This is a genomic window from Serinicoccus chungangensis (genome assembly GCF_001483745.1).
Taxonomy (GTDB): Bacteria; Actinomycetota; Actinomycetes; order Actinomycetales; family Dermatophilaceae; genus Ornithinicoccus; species Ornithinicoccus chungangensis_A.
Genome location: NZ_LQBL01000033.1, coordinates 1 through 15,958, shown reverse-complemented (window position 1 = coordinate 15,958; position 15,958 = coordinate 1). Strand labels below are relative to the sequence as shown.

At 73.9% G+C, this 15,958-nt stretch carries 19 protein-coding genes; 13 read left to right on the top strand and 6 right to left on the bottom strand.

The window, feature by feature from the left end; genetic code table 11:
- Positions 1–58 precede the first annotated feature (58 nt).
- The 6 genes from AVL62_RS15710 (at position 59) to AVL62_RS15685 (ending at position 4,050) form a co-directional block, all read left to right on the top strand.
- Positions 59–325: a type B 50S ribosomal protein L31 gene (locus tag AVL62_RS15710; RefSeq protein WP_058892608.1), complete on the top strand. Its 267-nt coding sequence runs from the start codon at positions 59–61 to the stop codon at positions 323–325.
- Entirely contained in the window at positions 322–1,419 is a 1,098-nt protein-coding gene (locus AVL62_RS15705; protein ID WP_058892607.1) for a GTP-binding protein, read from the top strand. Before AVL62_RS15710 ends, AVL62_RS15705 begins: the two co-directional genes overlap by 4 nt.
- A 101-nt stretch (positions 1,420–1,520) precedes the next feature.
- On the top strand, positions 1,521–1,688 hold the full coding sequence (gene rpmF / locus AVL62_RS15700) for a 50S ribosomal protein L32 (protein WP_058892606.1): 168 nt from the start codon (positions 1,521–1,523) through the stop codon (positions 1,686–1,688).
- On the top strand, positions 1,685–1,807 hold the full coding sequence (gene ykgO / locus AVL62_RS15695) for a type B 50S ribosomal protein L36 (protein WP_058892605.1): 123 nt from the start codon (positions 1,685–1,687) through the stop codon (positions 1,805–1,807). Before rpmF ends, ykgO begins: the two co-directional genes overlap by 4 nt.
- Positions 1,808–1,850: 43 nt before the next feature.
- A complete protein-coding gene (locus AVL62_RS15690; RefSeq protein ID WP_083519041.1) occupies positions 1,851–3,365 on the top strand; it encodes a S10 family peptidase in 1,515 nt (504 codons plus the stop codon).
- 61 nt (positions 3,366–3,426) lie between these two features.
- A complete protein-coding gene (locus tag AVL62_RS15685; protein WP_058892604.1) occupies positions 3,427–4,050 on the top strand; it encodes a DUF4230 domain-containing protein in 624 nt (207 codons plus the stop codon).
- Positions 4,051–4,068: 18 nt separating this feature from the next.
- Here the strand turns inward: AVL62_RS15685 and AVL62_RS15680 are convergent, their stop codons facing one another.
- Positions 4,069–5,103, bottom strand: a complete 1,035-nt coding sequence (locus AVL62_RS15680) for an EamA family transporter (protein ID WP_058892603.1) — start codon at positions 5,101–5,103, stop codon at positions 4,069–4,071.
- 109 nt (positions 5,104–5,212) lie between these two features.
- Here AVL62_RS15680 and AVL62_RS15675 point away from each other — a divergent pair, with 109 nt between their 5' ends.
- Both AVL62_RS15675 and AVL62_RS15670 read left to right on the top strand, forming a co-directional pair.
- Entirely contained in the window at positions 5,213–5,824 is a 612-nt protein-coding gene (locus tag AVL62_RS15675; RefSeq protein ID WP_327282547.1) for a CGNR zinc finger domain-containing protein, read from the top strand.
- A gap of 22 nt (positions 5,825–5,846) precedes the next feature.
- The gene (locus tag AVL62_RS15670) at positions 5,847–6,932 is read left to right on the top strand and encodes a trans-sulfuration enzyme family protein (RefSeq protein ID WP_058892601.1); all 1,086 of its coding nucleotides are present in this window, start codon (positions 5,847–5,849) and stop codon (positions 6,930–6,932) included.
- Between the two features lie 104 nt (positions 6,933–7,036).
- Here the strand turns inward: AVL62_RS15670 and AVL62_RS15665 are convergent, their stop codons facing one another.
- Positions 7,037–7,759 carry a hypothetical protein gene (locus AVL62_RS15665; RefSeq protein ID WP_058892600.1) on the bottom strand — a complete coding sequence of 241 codons (723 nt, stop codon included), beginning with the start codon at positions 7,757–7,759 and terminating at the stop codon, positions 7,037–7,039.
- A complete protein-coding gene (locus AVL62_RS15660) occupies positions 7,756–7,908 on the bottom strand; it encodes a hypothetical protein (RefSeq protein WP_058892599.1) in 153 nt (50 codons plus the stop codon). Before AVL62_RS15660 ends, AVL62_RS15665 begins: the two co-directional genes overlap by 4 nt.
- Positions 7,909–8,033: 125 nt before the next feature.
- Here AVL62_RS15660 and AVL62_RS15655 point away from each other — a divergent pair, with 125 nt between their 5' ends.
- Positions 8,034–8,348: a YciI family protein gene (locus AVL62_RS15655; protein WP_058892598.1), complete on the top strand. Its 315-nt coding sequence runs from the start codon at positions 8,034–8,036 to the stop codon at positions 8,346–8,348.
- A 137-nt stretch (positions 8,349–8,485) separates the two neighbouring features.
- Here AVL62_RS15655 and AVL62_RS15650 read toward each other — a convergent pair whose 3' ends face one another.
- Positions 8,486–9,412 carry a carbamate kinase gene (locus AVL62_RS15650; RefSeq protein ID WP_058892597.1) on the bottom strand — a complete coding sequence of 309 codons (927 nt, stop codon included), beginning with the start codon at positions 9,410–9,412 and terminating at the stop codon, positions 8,486–8,488.
- Positions 9,413–9,490: 78 nt separating this feature from the next.
- Between AVL62_RS15650 and AVL62_RS15645 the strand changes: the two genes are divergently transcribed.
- Positions 9,491–10,042, top strand: a complete 552-nt coding sequence (locus tag AVL62_RS15645; protein ID WP_058892596.1) for a DedA family protein — start codon at positions 9,491–9,493, stop codon at positions 10,040–10,042.
- Here AVL62_RS15645 and AVL62_RS15640 read toward each other — a convergent pair.
- Complete coding sequence (locus AVL62_RS15640; protein WP_058892595.1) at positions 10,002–10,919, bottom strand: DsbA family protein; 918 nt, start codon at positions 10,917–10,919, stop codon at positions 10,002–10,004. The two genes, AVL62_RS15645 and AVL62_RS15640, sit on opposite strands and share 41 nt — an antisense overlap.
- Positions 10,920–10,966: 47 nt before the next feature.
- On the opposite strand from AVL62_RS15640, the gene thpR reads away from it, so the two are divergent.
- On the top strand, positions 10,967–11,539 hold the full coding sequence (thpR, locus tag AVL62_RS15635) for an RNA 2',3'-cyclic phosphodiesterase (RefSeq protein ID WP_058892594.1): 573 nt from the start codon (positions 10,967–10,969) through the stop codon (positions 11,537–11,539).
- Between the two features lie 96 nt (positions 11,540–11,635).
- Here the strand turns inward: thpR and AVL62_RS15630 are convergent, their stop codons facing one another.
- Positions 11,636–13,378 carry a metallophosphoesterase gene (locus AVL62_RS15630; RefSeq protein ID WP_058892593.1) on the bottom strand — a complete coding sequence of 581 codons (1,743 nt, stop codon included), beginning with the start codon at positions 13,376–13,378 and terminating at the stop codon, positions 11,636–11,638.
- Positions 13,379–13,434: 56 nt separating this feature from the next.
- On the opposite strand from AVL62_RS15630, the gene AVL62_RS15625 reads away from it, so the two are divergent.
- Both AVL62_RS15625 and AVL62_RS15620 read left to right on the top strand, forming a co-directional pair.
- A complete protein-coding gene (locus AVL62_RS15625) occupies positions 13,435–15,153 on the top strand; it encodes an FAD-binding dehydrogenase (RefSeq protein ID WP_058892592.1) in 1,719 nt (572 codons plus the stop codon).
- Between the two features lie 222 nt (positions 15,154–15,375).
- On the top strand, positions 15,376–15,888 hold the full coding sequence (locus tag AVL62_RS15620; protein WP_058892591.1) for an NUDIX hydrolase: 513 nt from the start codon (positions 15,376–15,378) through the stop codon (positions 15,886–15,888).
- Positions 15,889–15,958 lie beyond the last annotated feature (70 nt).

The window sequence follows — 15,958 nt, the reverse complement described above, 5'->3', positions numbered from 1 at the left end:
GGGCTCCTGTTCGTGTGTAAGATGAGAACGATTCCCAATATAACCCAGAGAGGGCACCATGCAGAACGGCATCCACCCGCGCTACGAGCCGGTCGTGTTCCGGGACACCTCGACCGGGCACATGTTCCTGTCGCGCTCCACCCGGATCCCGGAGGCGACCGTGCAGTTCGAGGGCACGACCTACCCCGTCGTCGACGTGGAGATCTCCAGCGACAGCCACCCCTTCTGGACCGGCACGGCGCGCACCCTGGACACCGAGGGTCGCGTCGAGCGGTTCCGCCGGCGGTATGCCGCCGCCTCCGGAGCGCAGGGAGGTGCGCGGTGAGCCTCGCCCCCGGTTCGGTGCCGGTGCACCTGGTCACCGGCGTGCACCCCGGAGCCATGGCGGCCACGACCATCGGCCTGCAGTTCGACCTGCCCGGGGCGGTCGTCGTCGAGCACCGCATCGACCCGGAGCACCAGCGGCTCGTCCGGGTCGTGAGCGACCTCACCGGCAAGCTGGAGGAGGAGGTCGTCGACCTCGAGCACGCCTGCGTCAGCTGCGCCATCCGCGAGGACATGGTGACCACGCTGGACCGGCTGGGGGAGATCGGGCGGTGGTCCTCCATCGTGGCCCACCTCGCCGCCGGGGCCGAGGCGTCGCAGGTGTGCCGGGTGGCGGGGTATGCCGAGCACCGCCTGTCCTTCCACGTCGCCTCGGTCATCGCCAGCTTCGACGGGGTGGGGCTCGGGGACACGCTGCTGGGCGACGAGCTGCTCGCCGACACCCAGGTGCCCACGCTGCCCGAGGAGGACCGTGGGCTGGCGGAGGTGGCGGTGCCGATCCTGGAGTACGCCGACCTCGTCGTCGTCCCGGGCCGCCGTGACCCCGTCGGCCACGACGCCGTCCGGGCCCTGGCCCGCCCGGGCGCCCTCGTGCTGCGCGACAGCGGCGAGATCGACGCCCGCATCCTGCAGCAGGGGGTGCACCACCACGCCACGACCGAGGACTGGGTGAGTGACGTGCGCCGCGGGCCGGTGCCCACGCCGCAGACCGACCAGGTCTGGACCATGGACCTGTCCGCCGACCGGCCCGTCCACCCGCGCCGGCTGGAGCAGCGCTTCGAGGACCTGGGCGTCGGCTCGCACCGGGCCCGCGGCTGCCTGTGGGTGGCCACCCGGCCGGGGGACGTCATCGGCTGGGACGGGGCCGGCGGCCAGCACCGGCTGGGGCCCGTCGCGACCTGGAGTGCCCTCGGCGGCCCGCTGACCCGCGTGGTCGTCACCGGACGACGCGACGACGACCGCAGGTCCGCCATCCGCGGCGCCTTCGGCGACTGCCTGCTCACCGACGCCGAGCTCGCCCGCCTGGGCCCGCGGTGGGAGCAGCACCAGGACGGGCTCGAGCCGTGGCTCGGCCCGATCCGGCGCGTCGCCTGACCCCACCCTCGCCGGCCCGACCCGACCCTGACCGACCTGACCCCGACCCGACCTGACCGTCCGGCCGCAGCCCGCGCCCGGCATACCCGGAGGAGAATCCCATGGCCGTCCCCAAGCGCAAGCTCTCGCGCTCCAACACCCGGCACCGCCGTTCGCAGTGGAAGGCGACCCCCGTCGACCTCGTGCCCGTCACCGTCGACGGCCGAACCGTGCAGGTGCCACGCCGGCTCGCCCGGGCCGCCGAGCGAGGGCTGACGGTGCTGCGATGAAGGTCCGCACGTCCCTCCGCTCTCTCACGAAGGCCCCCGGCAGCCAGGTCGTGCGCCGCCGCGGCACGGTCTACGTCATCAACAAGGAGAACCCGCGGTTCAAGGCCCGTCAGGGATGAGGCGGCGCACCGGCCGCGACGAGGACTGCATAGGGTGGCGGCCATGAGCGACGAGGCCTCGACGACCACGGGTGACAGCCCGGCGACCGACCCCGCGACCCCGGGGGGCAAGGACCGCCCCGAGCCCCGGGACGTGCTGGTCGAGACGACCCACACCATCGGCACCACCGAGGGCGAGCTGACCTACACGGCGCGGACCGGGCGGATCGTCATCCGCGAGGAGGAGGTCAAGGACGACGTCTTCCAGGGCTGGACGCCGCGCGGGGAGCTGGCGGTCACGGCATACACCCTGGTCGACGGGGAGGGTGAGCTCGACCGGAGCCGCCCCATCACCTTCGTCTTCAACGGCGGCCCCGGGTCGAGCTCGGTGTGGCTGCACCTCGGCGTGCTCGGGCCGCGCATCGCCGACGCGGGCGAGCCCAACGACCCGACCGCGCCGCCCTACGCCCTGCACGACAACCCGCAGACGCTGCTGCGCGCCTCCGACCTGGTCTTCATCGACCCCATGTCGACCGGCTGGTCGCGTGCGGTGGAGGGCGGCAAGGCCAAGGACTACCACGGGTGGAAGAAGGACGTCGAGCAGGTCACCGAGCTCATCCGGCTCTGGTGCACCCGTGAGGACCGGTGGATGAGCCCGAAGTTCCTCGCCGGCGAGTCCTACGGCACCACGCGGGCCGTGTCCGTCGCCGAGCGCCTCTTCGCCGGCTTCGGTATGCAGCTCAACGGGCTGGTCCTCATCTCCAGCGTGCTGGACTTCGGCACCCAGGACTTCCGCTTCCTGCGCCACGACGAGGCGTGCCTGTCCTACCTGCCGACCTACGCCGCGATCGCGCACTACCACGGCAAGCACGAGGGACGCAGCCTCTCGGAGGTGCTCGAGGAGGCCGAGGAATTCGCCGCCGGGACCTACCGGTGGGCGCTGGCCCGCGGCAACCGGCTCATCGAGGACGAGCGGGCCGACGTGGTGGAGCGGCTGGTGGCCCTGACCGGGCTGTCCCGCGACTACGTGGAGCGGTGCGACTTGCGGCCCGAGCACTGGCGCTTCTGCACCGAGCTGCTGCGCGACCGGGGCGAGACGGTGGGCCGGATCGACGGGCGCATCCGCGGCGTGCTGCACTCCGGCATCGCCGAGGGCATGGACGCCGACCCCAGCATCGACGCGATCATGGGTCCCTACGCCGCGGCCATCCACCACTACCTGCGGGCCGAGCTGCGCTCCGAGCTGGACCTGCCCTACGCCGTCTTCTCCGACGCCATCGAGCACTGGTCCTACAAGGAGTTCGAGGGCAAGCCGATCAACGTCGCCGACAAGCTCGAGCGGGTCATGCGCGCCAACCCGCACCTGCGGGTCCGCTTCGAGTACGGCTACTACGACCTGGCCACGCCCTACTCGGCGGCCGAGGACACGGTCGCGCACCTGCGGCTGCCGGACGCCGCGATGGACCGGGTCGAGCACGCGTGGTTCGAGACCGGCCACATGCCCTACGTCGGCGAGACCTCGCGCGTCGAGGAGGCCGAGGGCATCACCGACTTCGTGCGGCGGGCCGCCGGCCGCTAGGTCGGGCGTCACGTCCTGCTCCACCAGGAGGCCCGACCCGTCCGCCGCTAGGGTGTGCCGCATGCTGGGTCGCGTCGTCGGGGTCGTGCTGATGGTCCCCGTCGTGCTGCTGGCCGTCGTGGGCGGGTTCAGCCTGCTGACCGACTGGCGGCCCTCGCTCAACCCCTTCGCCGAGGAGGAGGTCGACCGCACCGGGCCCTCGGTCCTGGAGTCGCTCACCGAGATCAGCGAGTTCCACGCCGCCAGCGCCTACTACGAGACGGTCGTCGACCTGGAGCGGGACACCCGCTTCGTGCCTGACTGGATCAGCGGCGAGCGCGTGCTCTACGTCGGCAAGGGCGACGTCGACGCCATCGTTGACTTCAGCGAGCTGGACTCCCGGCGGGTGCAGGTGGCCGAGGAGGACGGCGCGGTGACGGTGCGGCTGCCCCCACCCACGGTCGGCGAGCCGACCCTGGACCTCGAGGCGAGCTACGTCGTCAGCGTCGACCGGGGCATCGCCAACCGCTTCCGGGGCTCCGACCTCGAGCAGGAGGCCCAGCGGACCGCGGTGGCCCAGATGAGCAGTGCCGCCTCCGAGGGTGGGCCGCTGGTCGACCTGGCCGAGAGCAACACCGTCGCCATGCTCGAGGGCCTGCTCGACGCCCTGGGGCACAGCGACGTCACCGTCACCTTCGAGGGCTGAGCGGCCGTGGCCGCGTGCTCAGCGGATCGGCGTCGTGTCGTCGGCGACGTCCGGGAGCGGCTCGACCTCGTAGGTCCCGACCGGGAGCCCGCTCTCCCGCTCGTCGGCCTTGATCGCCGCGACCCCGGCCACGATGAGCACGCCGCCGACCAGCTGCACCGGTGCCGGCATCTCGGCCAGCAGCAGCCAGGCGAAGAGCACGGCGAACATCACCTCGGCCAGCCCGACGAACGAGGACACCTTGGCGCCGAGCATCCGGGCGGCGACGATCCCGGTGAGGTATGCCCCGGCGGCCGCGACCAGGCCGAGCCACAGCACCGGTACCCACCACGGTGCGTCGAGGCCGGCGAGGAGCACGTCCTGAGTGCTGATCCCCATCGGCACGACGCCGAGGACGCCGGCGAGGGCGAGCGCGACGGCGCCGATCGTCATGCCCATCGCGGCGAACGCGGTCGGGGGCAGGCCGCTGGCGTCGTCCGCGCCCACGACGAAGAAGACCGCCAGCCCGACCGCCGCGAGCAGGCCCCACATGACCCCGACCGCGCTGAGCTGCACGTCGCCCAGCACGTCGAGCACGAGGAGCAGGCCGGCGATCGCGAGCACGACGCCGCCGATCGTCAGCGGGCGCGGGCGCTGGCCGTGCCGGGCCCAGAGCCAGCCGACGACGAGGATGGGGCCGAGGTACTCCAGCATGAGGGCCACGCCGACCGAGAGCCGCTCGACGGCGAGGAAGTAGAACAGCTGGCACCCGGCCACCGCCACCAGGCCGAAGAGGCCGGTGTGGATCCAGGTGATCGGGCGGCGGAGCAGGTGCCAGCGCCCGCGCATCGCCACGGCCGCGGGCGCGGCGAGCACGAGGGCGCCCAGGGCGACCCGGGCGGCCACGGCCGCGCCCGGGGTCCAGCCCTGGAGCAGCAGGCTCTTGCCGACCGCGCCGGCGGTGCCGAACATCGAGGCGGAGAGCAGCGCGACGGCCAGCCCCAGCAGGAGGGTGCGCGCCCCCGCCCGGCGGGTCGTCGTGGTGGGGTGGTCGAGGCTGGTCCGGGTGGTCATGGGGCTGGCCCCCTCTCTCGCGGTTGGCATCAGGAGCGTTCTTCTACGACACTCGTGACGATATCCAGACCTCACGTCAGGAGTCAACTTGCCTTTCACTCATGACGCGGTGGAGGCGCTTCGCTCGGCGGCGGCGCTGGTCAACACCCGCACGGGCGCCGGCAGCGGCAGCGACCACCTGCCGTCCGAGCGCGCCGCCCAGGCGCGCGCCGTGGGGGTCGACACGCTGACGACCGTGGCCGACCTGGAGGCCTTCGTGGGGCACTGGCAGTGGTCGGGCACGCCGCCGCGGCGGTCCGCCGAGGTGCAGCGGGTGCGCCTCGTCCGCCCCCGGCTCGCGACGTTCTGGGAGCTGGGGGAGGAGGAGGTCGTGGACCTCGTCAACGTGCTCCTCGCCGAGGAGCGGGCGGTGCCCCGGTTGGTCGACCACGACGGCTGGGGGTGGCACCTGCACGCCGTGCCGGACGACGCGCCGTTCGCGACCCGCATGGCGGTCGAGGCGGCCATGGCGATGGTCGACGTGGTGCGCGCCGACGAGCTGCAGCGACTGCGGCGCTGCGAGGCCGACGGGTGCGACGGGGTCTTCGTGGACCTGTCCCGCAACCGGTCCAAGCGCTTCTGCAGCACTGCCTGCGGCAACCGGGTCGCCGCCGCGGCCTATCGTGGGCGGCAGTCCGACAAGGGCGACCCGGGAGCTGCCGGCGGCGCCGCGGACGGATGAGACGGCATACCGGAAGAGAGCGATGACCCACCACGACGACCTCGCCCCCGCCACCCGCGCCGTGGCGCTGGGCCGGCCCGCCCGGGAGCCCGGCGCGCCGGTCAGCACCCCGGTGACCTTCACCTCGACCTACGTCGCCGACGGCGAGGTCGCCTACGCGCGCACCTCCAACCCCACGTGGGAGGCGCTGGAGGAGGTGCTCGGCTCGCTCGAGGGGGGCTCGGCGCTGACCTTCGCCTCCGGGATGGGTGCCGTGGCGGCCGTGGTGGCGCTGGTGCCCGTCGGCGGGGTCGTCGTCGCGCCGCGGCACGTCTACAACGGGACCACCGGGCTGCTGGACGAACGTGAGGCGGCGGGGGCGCTCACCGTCCGCCGGGTCGAGGCCGAGGACGTCGACGCGATCGTCGAGGCGTGCGCGGGCGCCGACCTGCTCCTGCTGGAGTCGCCGACGAACCCCATGATGGAGCTCACCGACGTGCCGGCCGTGGTGCGCGGGCTGCGGGAGCGGTATGCCGATGCGCGCCCCGTCGTCGCCGTGGACAACACCTTCGCGACGCCGCTCGCGCAGCAGCCGCTGGCCTGGGGCGCGGACGTCGTCATCCACTCGGCGACGAAGTACCTCGCCGGGCACTCCGACGTGCTGCTCGGCGCGACCGTCGTCGCCGACGGCCGGGCGGACCTGCGCGAGCGGCTGCGGACCCACCGGTCGCTGCACGGGGCGATCCCCGGACCCATGGAGGCGTGGCTCGTGCTGCGGGGCGTCCGCACGCTCCACCTGCGGTTGGAGCGGGCCCAGGCGAGTGCTCAGGTGCTGGCCGGGCGGCTGGCCGAGCACCCGGCCGTGACGCGGGTGCGCTACCCGGGGTTCGGCGGGATGCTCTCGGTCGAGGTCGTGGGAAGGGCGGAGGGGGCCGAGCGCGTCTGCGGCGCGACCCGGCTGTGGACCCACTCGACGAGCCTGGGCGGGGTGGAGAGCCAGATCGAGCGTCGTCGCCGCCACCCGCTGGAGGTCGCGACCGTCCCCGAGGACCTCGTCCGCCTCTCGGTCGGCGTCGAGGACGTCGAGGACCTGTGGGCCGACCTGCGCCCGGCGCTGGACACGGCCTGACTCCCCTCCCCTCCCTCGACCGGGCGTCGGCCCAGGCATAGTCCCGCACCGGACGCGTGCTCAGCCCGCACCGGACGCGTGCTCAGCCCGCACCGGACTCGTGCTCAGAGGCGCTTGTAGCCGTAGTGGTCGGTCTGCCGCTCGTTGACCCAGATCTCCTTGATGCCGTCGGGGTCGGCGACCTGGACGGTCCGGCTGTAGGTCTCGTCGATGAGGGTGGCCTCGATGCCCGCCTCCGTGAGCAGGGCGAGGGCCTCCTCGACGTCCCCGTCCCACTCGAAAGCCAGCTCGAGCGCCGCGTCGTCCGCCCGGTGCGCGGCCACCAGCCCTCCGCCCTCGCAGGTCAGGTCGGTCCAGGTCCCGTCGTCGGCGACCAGGCGGGGGCGCGCCCCCAGGCCCTCGAGGACGCCGCGGATCATGCCGGTGTCGGGCCCGTACCAGATCGGCAATACGAGGAGACGTGCGTCGGCGGGCGGTCCGTCCTGCTCGACCGGGGTCGGTGAGTCCAGGGTGAAGGCCGTGCCGTCGGGCGCCGACACCATGCCTGCCTCGCCGTGGTCGGGACGGCCGAGGGTGATGGGCACGCCGGCCGCCGCTGCCGCCTCGACCGCACGGGGCACCGGCGTGGTCGTCGAGAAGGCCAGCGTCGTCCCGGGCGGTTGGGCGTCGCTCGACTGGTGCAGGGCGACCCGGCCCGAGCCCACGGCATACACCAGCCAGCCGGGCCGTTCCAGGACGAGCCGCGCGCCCACCGCCTCGAGGAGGCGCTGCCACCCCGGGATGTCGGCGGTGAAGCGGATGGGCTGGGCGGTCAGGTCGGTGATCATGCGTCGTCCTCCTGCGTCGAGGTGAGGTATGCCCGCAGCGCCTTCTCGACCAGCGCGGACAGGCTGATGGCTTCGTCGATGCCCCGGTGCTTGACCTGCGTGATGAGGTCCCGCGGCAGGTAGACGTTGAACTGCGCCTTGTCGGTCATTCTAGGATGCTAGCAATCTAGCCGCCCCGGGACAAGGTTGTCCGGATCTGAGCTGGCGGGTGGTGCGGGCCGGCTGGGCCGCCACGAGCGGCAGCCCGCACGGTCGCATCCCTAGGATGAGAGGCATGAGCCTCTTCGTGGTGCACTACACCTACTCCGACGACACCGCGGCCCGGGACGAGCACCGCCCCGCCCACCGGGAGTTCCTGGGCGGCCTGGGGCAGGAGGGCACCGCGCTGCTGACCGGGCCCTACGCTGAGGTGGAGGAGGCGCCGGACGCCGCCATGCTCATCCTGCGCGGCGAGAGCGCTGCGGACCTGGCCGAGCTGCTGCGGGAGGACCCGTTCCAGCAGCAGGGTCTGGTGGAGCAGGTGGCCATCCGCGAGTGGACGCCGGTGCTCGGCGCGTGGTTCGACGGGGCCCTGGCGGACCAGCTCTGAGCACTCCGTCGCACCTGGGCACGGTGGTGCAGCCTGTGCACGTGGTCTTCCCTACGTCCTGACTGCAGAAGCGTGCACAGGTCGCGCCCGGGTGGCAGATCCGTGCACCGGGTCGACCGGCCCGCCGGCCGGGCGCGTCACCCCTCCGCGGTCACGAAGGTCCCGGCCGAGCCGTCCACCAGCGCGGCGACCTCGTCCAGGCTCCCGATCGCGGCCGCCGCCCTCGGCCGCGCGGATCCCGCGACCTCGACGAAGCGGCATACCGCCTCGACCTTGGGCCCCATCGACCCGGCCGGCAGGTCCAGGGACCGCAGCTCCTGCGGCGTCGTGCGGCGGATCTCGCGCTGCCGGTCCGTGCCGAAATTCTCCAGCACCGCCGGCACATCGGTGAGCACGAGCAGCCGGTCGGCACCGAGCCGGTGCGCGAGCAGCGCCGCCGACAGGTCCTTGTCGATGACCGCCTCCACCCCCTGCAGGTCACCGCTGCTGGTGCGGACGACCGGCACGCCGCCGCCGCCGGCGCAGACGACGATGACGGACTCGTCGAGCAGCTGGCCGATGAGCCGGGTCTCGATGATTTCCCGCGGGCGCGGTGAGGGCACGACGCGGCGCCAGTGCTCGCCGTCGGCACTGACCTGCCACCCGTGCCGGTCCGCGAGCTCGCGCGCGGTCTCCTCGTCGTAGACCTCGCCCACGAACTTCGTGGGCCGCGCGAAGGCCGGGTCGTCGGCGTCGACGAGGGTCTGGTTGAGCACCGCGGCGAACTGCCGGTAGGGCCGCTCGTTGCCGATCGCCTGCAGGATCCAGTAGCCGATCAGCCCCTGCGTCATCGCCCCCAGCGCGTCGAACGGGTAGGGCTGGCTCAGCCGGGCGTCGTCCGCGCTCTCCATCGCGAGGATCCCGACCTGCGGCCCGTTGCCGTGCGTGATGACGACCTGGTGGTCGTCGGTGAGCGGGGCCAGGGCGCGCATGGCGCGACGGATGTTGGCGACCTGCGCCGCGGCGTCGGGCACCTGGCCACGCTGCAGCAGCGCGTTGCCCCCGAGGGCGACGACGATCCTCATGGGCGGAGTATGCCTGCCGCCCGGGCGGCGACCGCCCGCGCCGCGCGGGCTCGGGCCGATGCGTGGGACGATGGGCGGGTGGACGCCTGGCAGTCCTTCCCGCTCGGCCTCGCCCTCGCCTTCCTGTGGGGCGTGGCCATGCTGCGCGGCCAGGTGACCTACTGGATCGCGCGCAGCGTCACCGAGCAGACGTTGCGGCATACCCGTCCCACGTCGGGCTGGCGCGCCGCCGTGCACCGCTGGCTCGCCAGCGACGCCCTCGACCGCGGCCGCGGGGCGGTGGAGCGGTGCGGCATCGGCGCGGTCCCGCTGTGCTACCTCACGGTCGGGCTGCAGACGGTGGTGCTCGCCTCGGCCGGGGTGCTGCGGATGCGGTGGTGGCGCTTCACCCTCGCGCAGTCGGTGGGCGCCCTGGCCTGGGCCGCGATCTACGCGACCGTCGGTTTCGCCGTCTGGGCGCTCGCCTTCGAGGCCCTGCTCGCGGGCGGCCCGTGGCTGGTCGCGGGGCTCGCGGTCGCGCTCACCGTGGTGGTGGCGCTCGGGCACCGGTGGTATGCCGTCCGCCGCCGGGAGAGCGACGCCGACGGGGTTACGACTGCTCGGTCGCGTCCTGCCTCTGCTCCTCGATGATCTCCAGCATCCGGTCCGCGGGGTAGGCGCCCTGCAGCACCTGGGTGTTGATGAGGAAGGTCGGTGTCGAGGAGACCCCGATGGCCCGGGCCTCGGCGCTGTCCGCCTCGACCGCGGCGGTGAGCTCGCTGTCGGTGAGGTCGGCCTCGAACTGCTCCAGGTCGGCGACGCCGACCTCCTCGGCGATGTCGACGAGGTCCTCCCGGCCGTACTCCCCGTGGCCGTCCGTCGAGAGCGCGAACACGGCGCTCTGGAACTCCTCCAGCCGGTCCTGCTCCGCCGCGGCACGGCCGGCGACGGCGGCGAGCTGGGAGGTCTCGTCGAAGATGACGAAGTCGCGGAACTCGATGCGCAACGTCCCGTCGTCCACCAGCGGCAGCAGCTCGGGCCGGATCTCGAGGTGGAACTGCGCGCAGTAGGGGCAGCGGTAGTCGGCGTACTCGATCATGACCACCGGCGCGTCCACCTCGCCCACGGCCATCGGGTCCTGCGGGTCACGGCGCTGCAGGTCCAGCATCATCTGCGCGACCTCCGGAGGAGGGGTCTGCTCGGCGGCCCCCGGATCCGCCGGCGGCTCGGCCGCGGACCCCTCGTCGGTCGGCGTGGACCCGTCCGGCGCGCTCCCGCCGTCCTCCTGGGCGCCGCCCTGGGTGCCGCCCTCACCCTCGTCCGCGCCGCCCTCGGCGCCGTCCTCCTCGGGCGTGGACTGCGCGCCGGCCGACGGCGACGGGGTGGCCGCCTGCTCGGCACCGCGCTCGCCCAGGGCCAGCCAGGCGATGAAGGCCGTCGCCAGCGCGACGACCACCGCGGCCACGGCCCAGGCGACCGCGACGACGGTGCGGTCGGTGCGGGGCTGGGGCGAGGTCGGCGTGCTCACCCGGCCAGCGTCGCACACCGGTCCGACGCTGCTGCCAGGATGGTCCGGTGCGCGCCTTCATCGCCCTGCTGCCGCCGGACGCGGTCACCGAGGAGCTCGACCGCTTCCTCGAGCCGCGGCAGGACGCGCTGGCTCCCCGGGGGGACTGGCGCTGGACCCGCAGCGAGCAGCGGCACCTGACCCTGGCGTTCCTGCCCGAGCTGGAGGAGTGGCGCGAGGAGGAGCTGGTCGAGGCGGGGGCAGCCTGGGCGGGACGGACCCACCCGTTGCGGCTCGCCCTGCGGGGGGCCGGCGCGTTCCCCGACCCCGGCGCCGCTCGGGTCCTGTGGGCGGGGGTCGAGGAGCCGTCCGCCGGATCGCTCGGCGCCTGGGCGCAGGCGCTCCGCTCGCTCGCCAGCCGGTCCGGCGTCCGGGTCGACGGCACCCGGTTCAGCGCCCACGTCACCCTGGCCCGCTCCGCGGGCCGACCGCGACCCGCCGGTCACCTGGTGCAGGCGCTGGACACGCTGCATACCTCGTCGTGGCGGGCGGACGAGGTCTGTCTCGTGCGCTCCGAGCTCGGCCAGGGCCCCGGCGGCACCCCCCGGTATGCCGTCCGCCACACATGGTCCCTCGTCTGACCGCCCGTGCCCATGCACCGGTCCGCGCCTGCGCGAGCACGCGGGTGACGCGAGGTCCGGCACGTCGAGATGCGCTGGCCTGCGGCCGGCCCGGCCTCAGGGCTGCTCGGTCGTCCCGTCCGCGTCGGAGGAGCCGTCCGCGCCTGTCTCGTCATCGATCTCCGGCAGCTCCAGCGGCGGCAGCGTGGTGACGACGGCGTCGTCCGGCGGGGTCACCTCGACCTGCGTGGGGTCGGCCTCGGCGTCGTCGACGAGCTGCTCGACCGCCTGCACCTCGACCCCCTGGTCGGCCGAGCACGACCGGTCCTGCGGCACCTGCGGCTGGATGGTCCGGCCGTTGATGAGGCTGACGTCGTCGAACTGCGGACGGCCGGACACGAGGTTGCGGTAGCTGTAGCGGGTGAGGCTGCTGATCGCGCAGTCCTCCCCGAAGGTGAGGATGTCGAAGCTGTAGGCGTGGCCCTCGAGCTCGCCGGCGGTCTCCGGGTCCTCCTGCGCCGCCTCCTGCGCCTGCTCGGTGAGCGGCGGCAGCCGGAACTGGTTGACCAGCCCGCCGCCGGTGAACGACCCGACCTGCAGGTGCTGCCCGGTGAGGTCGGGGACGTGCATGTGCCCGTTGATCGTCACGGCGCCCGCGGTGACCCGGTCGGCGGCGTAGGGCTGGTGGGTGAGCACGATGTCGCTCGGCGGCAGCCCGGCGGTCGCCTCCCGGAAGCGCTGCGCGAGCGCGGCCTGGTCGGCGCCGTAGTCGTCGCTGCGCTGGTTGAAGTACCGGCTGTCGTTGAACCCGGTCACGGTCACGCCGTTGACGGTGATCTGCTGCAGCTCCCCCTCGGTCGGCTCCACGAGGAGCACGTTCGGCACCTGGTCCATCCGCTCCAGGACGCCCTCGTCGCGGGCGAAGGCGCCGTCGTGGTTGCCGCGCACGTAGATGTACGGCACGCCCAGGCTCTCGATGCCCTCGTAGATGCCGGTCAGGTCGCCCTCGTCCTCGCGCCCGAAGTTGAGCAGGTCGCCCGCGTCGATGACGGCGTCGATGTCCTGGGTCTGCACGATCTCCCGCATGAGGGGGTACTGGTTCATCCCGTGGATGTCGCTCACCAGCAGGAACCTCGCGGCGGTCTGGGTCTGCGTCGCGTCCGGGCTGAACTCCTCGCGCATCGCCGAGGACAGCGCCAGCAGGTTGGTGACGTAGACCGCGCCCTGGTCGGCCTTGCGGTCCAGCCCGGCGAGGATGTCGGTGTTCTGCTCGACGAGGGACAGCAGGCTGGTGGTACGGAACTCGGCGACCCGGTCGGTGCGATAGGTCAGGTATGCCGCCGTGCCCGGCACGAGCATCGCCAGCACCGTCGCCACGGCTGACGCGACGAGGCCGCGGGCCACGTGGGTGGGTCGGGCGGCGGCATACGCCAGCATGATGAGGGCGGTGGTGACCAGCGCGCCGGCGGCGAACTTCCACGCCAGCTCGGCGACGCCGTCGTCGATGGCGGCCCGCAGCTCCTCCGGGCTCGGCTCCAGGTCGGCGGTGCGCAGCTGCCCGCGGCGCAGCAGGTCGGTGACCTCCTCGCGCACCTGCACGCGCCCCTCCAGGCCCGGCGCGGGCAGCAGCCGGCGGTTGAAGGACACCTCCATGTCGCCGACGACGGTCGGGAGCAGGACGGTGGAGCTCAGCCCCGGCTCGATCGAGATGTCCGCGGCGAAGTACCGGGTCTGCGTGTGCACCGGCCACAGCTGGGTGGCGGCGACCCCACCGGTGTAGGCGACCACGAGCAGCAGGGCCACGACGCCGACGCGCCGCAGCCACGGGACCACGGCGGCGGTGCGCTGACGGATGCCCACCGGCCCGAGCCTAGCGACCGGCCCTCGGGGCGGCACCAGGGGTAACGTCGGCGGGCATGACCGAGCGCGTGGACGTCGTCGTCGTGGGTCCGGGCCTGGCCGGTCTCGTCGCGACCGCCGAGCTGGTGGCCGCCGGACGGCGCGTCGCCCTGGTCGACCAGGAGCCGACCGAGCACCTGGGCGGTCAGGCCTGGTGGAGCTTCGGGGGTCTGTTCCTCGTCGACAGCCCCGAGCAGCGGCGGCTGCGGATCCGTGACTCCCTCGACCTGGCGTGGCAGGACTGGTGCGGGAGCGCCGGCTGGGACCGGCTCGGCGACGGGGGCCGTCCGGGCGACGGGCCCGCGCCCGGTGACGGGCGCCCACCCGGCGAGGACGACTGGGGCCGCCGGTGGGCGCGGGCCTACGTCGAGTGGGCGGCCGGGGAGAAACGGGCCTGGTTGCGCCAGCGCGGGGTGCGCCTCTTCCCCGTCGTGGGGTGGGCCGAGCGCGGCGACGGCACGGCCGACGGCCACGGCAACTCGGTGCCGCGCTTCCACCTCACCTGGGGCACCGGGCCCGGTCTGGTCGAGCCGTTCGAGCGAGCGGTGCGCGACGGGGTGGCCGCCGGCCTCGTGCAGCTGCGGGGCCGCCACCGGGTCACCGGGCTCGTGACCGGCGGTGGCGCGGTGACCGGGGTGCGCTGCGAGCTGCTCGCCGAGGATCCCGTGGACCGGGGTGTGTCGTCCTCCCGCGCCGTCGTGGGCGAGGTGGAGATCGAGGCGGGGGCGGTCGTCGTCACCAGCGGCGGGATCGGCGCCAACCACGAGCTGGTCCGCCGCTTCTGGCCCGAGCGGCTCGGCCCGCCGCCGCGCGAGGTCGTCACCGGGGTGCCCGCCCACGTCGACGGCTCGATGCTGGACCCGCTGGAGTCGGCCGGGGCCAGGCTGGTCAACCGCGACCGGATGTGGCACTACGTCGAGGGTCTGGTCAACCACTCACCGGTCTGGCCGGGGCACGGCATCCGCATCCTGCCCGGACCCAGCAGCCTCTGGCTGGACGCGACCGGACGGCGGCTCCCCGCGCCATACCTCCCGGGGTTCGACACCCTCGGCACGCTGGCGCACCTGCGGCGGACCGTGCCCGAGCACGACCACAGCTGGTTCGTGGCGAGCCGGACCGTGCTCGGCAAGGAGTACGCCCTCTCCGGGTCCGAGCAGAACCCGGACCTCACCGGCCGGTCCGTGCGGCAGGTGCTGGGGCGCGTCACGAAGGACGTGCCCGCGCCCGTGCAGGCGTTCGTGGACCACGGCGCGGACGTCGTGGAGGCGGGCACCGTGGACGAGCTGGTGGTCAGGATGAACGCGCTCACCGGGGCCGAGCTGGTGGACGCCGCGCAGGTGCGCCGGCTGGTCGAGGCGCGGGACCGGGAGCTGGCCAACGGCTACGGCAAGGACGTGCAGACCGCGCTGGTGCGCGCCGCGCGGCGCTCGCTGGGCGACCGGCTCATCCGCACCGCGCCGCCGCACCGCTTCCTCGACCCGCGGCACGGCCCGCTCGTCGCCGTCCGGCTGCGCGTCCTCACCCGCAAGACCCTCGGCGGGGTGCAGACCGACCTGGCCTCGCGGGCCCTGGACGCCGAGGGGGCGCCGGTCCCCGGGCTGTATGCCGCGGGCGAGGTCGCGGGGTTCGGCGGCGGTGGGGTGCACGGGTACCGGTCGCTGGAGGGGACCTTCCTCGGCGGCTGCCTGTTCACCGGCCGGGCCGCCGGGCGGGCGGCTGCCGAGGCGACCCGCTGACGTGCTGGATCGCTGAGGTGCTGGATCGCTGAGGTGCTGGATCGCTGAGGCGCTGCCCTGCTGAGGTGCTGCCCGCCGACGTGTTGCCCCGCTGTCGTGCTGGCTCGCTGAGGTGCTGCCCCGCTGACCCGACAGCCGTTCTGGACATAGGTTTCTGGGACCCCCTCCCCAGAAAGCTATGTCCACAACGGCGGGTCGGGGCGGGTGTGGTTGGCTGGCGGGATGGACCTCTCGACCCTGCGCCGGAAGGCGAGCACGGCCGCGCTGGTGGGCTTCCGCGTCACGCCCGGGCCGCTCAAGCGCCTGGTCGTGCGCACCGTCGCGCCCAGCTACACCGTCGGCGCGGTATGCGTCATCGAGCACGACGGCGAGATCCTGGTCCTGTGGCAGCCGCACCGGCGGGGGTGGAGCCTGCCCGGTGGGCTGCTCGGTCGGGGCGAAGAGCCTGCCGACGCGGTGCGGCGTGAGGTGGCCGAGGAGGTCGGGCTCGACATCGACCCGGGCGACCCGGTGACCGTGCGCGTCGACGCCCTGGAGCAGGGGGTGGACGTCGTCTTCCGGGTCCTCCTCGACGAGCGTCCCGACCTCGACCTGGCGACCGAGGCCCGGAAGGCCCGCTGGACCCGCCGTGGCGAGCTGGGCGCGGCCGACCGCGACACCCGCGGCATCCTGGCTGCCCTCGACCGGGCGGGTGTGCCGGCCCGGCCGGGCCGCCTGCTCGATCTGCCGCAGTAGGTCTGGCTACGGCCGGCGGGGCGGCCCCGCTCGCCGTCAGCGGCGGCTGTGCACGCTTCTGCAGCCGAGA

Excerpts from the sequence above, each read along its gene's own strand:
- AVL62_RS15685 (WP_058892604.1), top strand. The coding sequence starts at position 3,427 with ATGCTGGGTCGCGTCGTCGGGGTCGTGCTGATGGTCCCCGTCGTGCTG.
- ykgO (WP_058892605.1), top strand. The coding sequence starts at position 1,685 with ATGAAGGTCCGCACGTCCCTCCGCTCTCTCACGAAGGCCCCCGGCAGC.
- AVL62_RS15710 (WP_058892608.1), top strand. The coding sequence starts at position 59 with ATGCAGAACGGCATCCACCCGCGCTACGAGCCGGTCGTGTTCCGGGAC.
- rpmF (WP_058892606.1), top strand. The coding sequence starts at position 1,521 with ATGGCCGTCCCCAAGCGCAAGCTCTCGCGCTCCAACACCCGGCACCGC.
- AVL62_RS15620 (WP_058892591.1), top strand. The coding sequence starts at position 15,376 with ATGGACCTCTCGACCCTGCGCCGGAAGGCGAGCACGGCCGCGCTGGTG.
- AVL62_RS15665 (WP_058892600.1), bottom strand. The coding sequence starts at position 7,759 with ATGATCACCGACCTGACCGCCCAGCCCATCCGCTTCACCGCCGACATC.
- AVL62_RS15650 (WP_058892597.1), bottom strand. The coding sequence starts at position 9,412 with ATGAGGATCGTCGTCGCCCTCGGGGGCAACGCGCTGCTGCAGCGTGGC.
- AVL62_RS15670 (WP_058892601.1), top strand. The coding sequence starts at position 5,847 with ATGACCCACCACGACGACCTCGCCCCCGCCACCCGCGCCGTGGCGCTG.
- AVL62_RS15680 (WP_058892603.1), bottom strand. The coding sequence starts at position 5,103 with ATGACCACCCGGACCAGCCTCGACCACCCCACCACGACGACCCGCCGG.
- AVL62_RS15690 (WP_083519041.1), top strand. The coding sequence starts at position 1,851 with ATGAGCGACGAGGCCTCGACGACCACGGGTGACAGCCCGGCGACCGAC.
- AVL62_RS15655 (WP_058892598.1), top strand. The coding sequence starts at position 8,034 with ATGAGCCTCTTCGTGGTGCACTACACCTACTCCGACGACACCGCGGCC.
- AVL62_RS15625 (WP_058892592.1), top strand. The coding sequence starts at position 13,435 with ATGACCGAGCGCGTGGACGTCGTCGTCGTGGGTCCGGGCCTGGCCGGT.
- AVL62_RS15660 (WP_058892599.1), bottom strand. The coding sequence starts at position 7,908 with ATGACCGACAAGGCGCAGTTCAACGTCTACCTGCCGCGGGACCTCATC.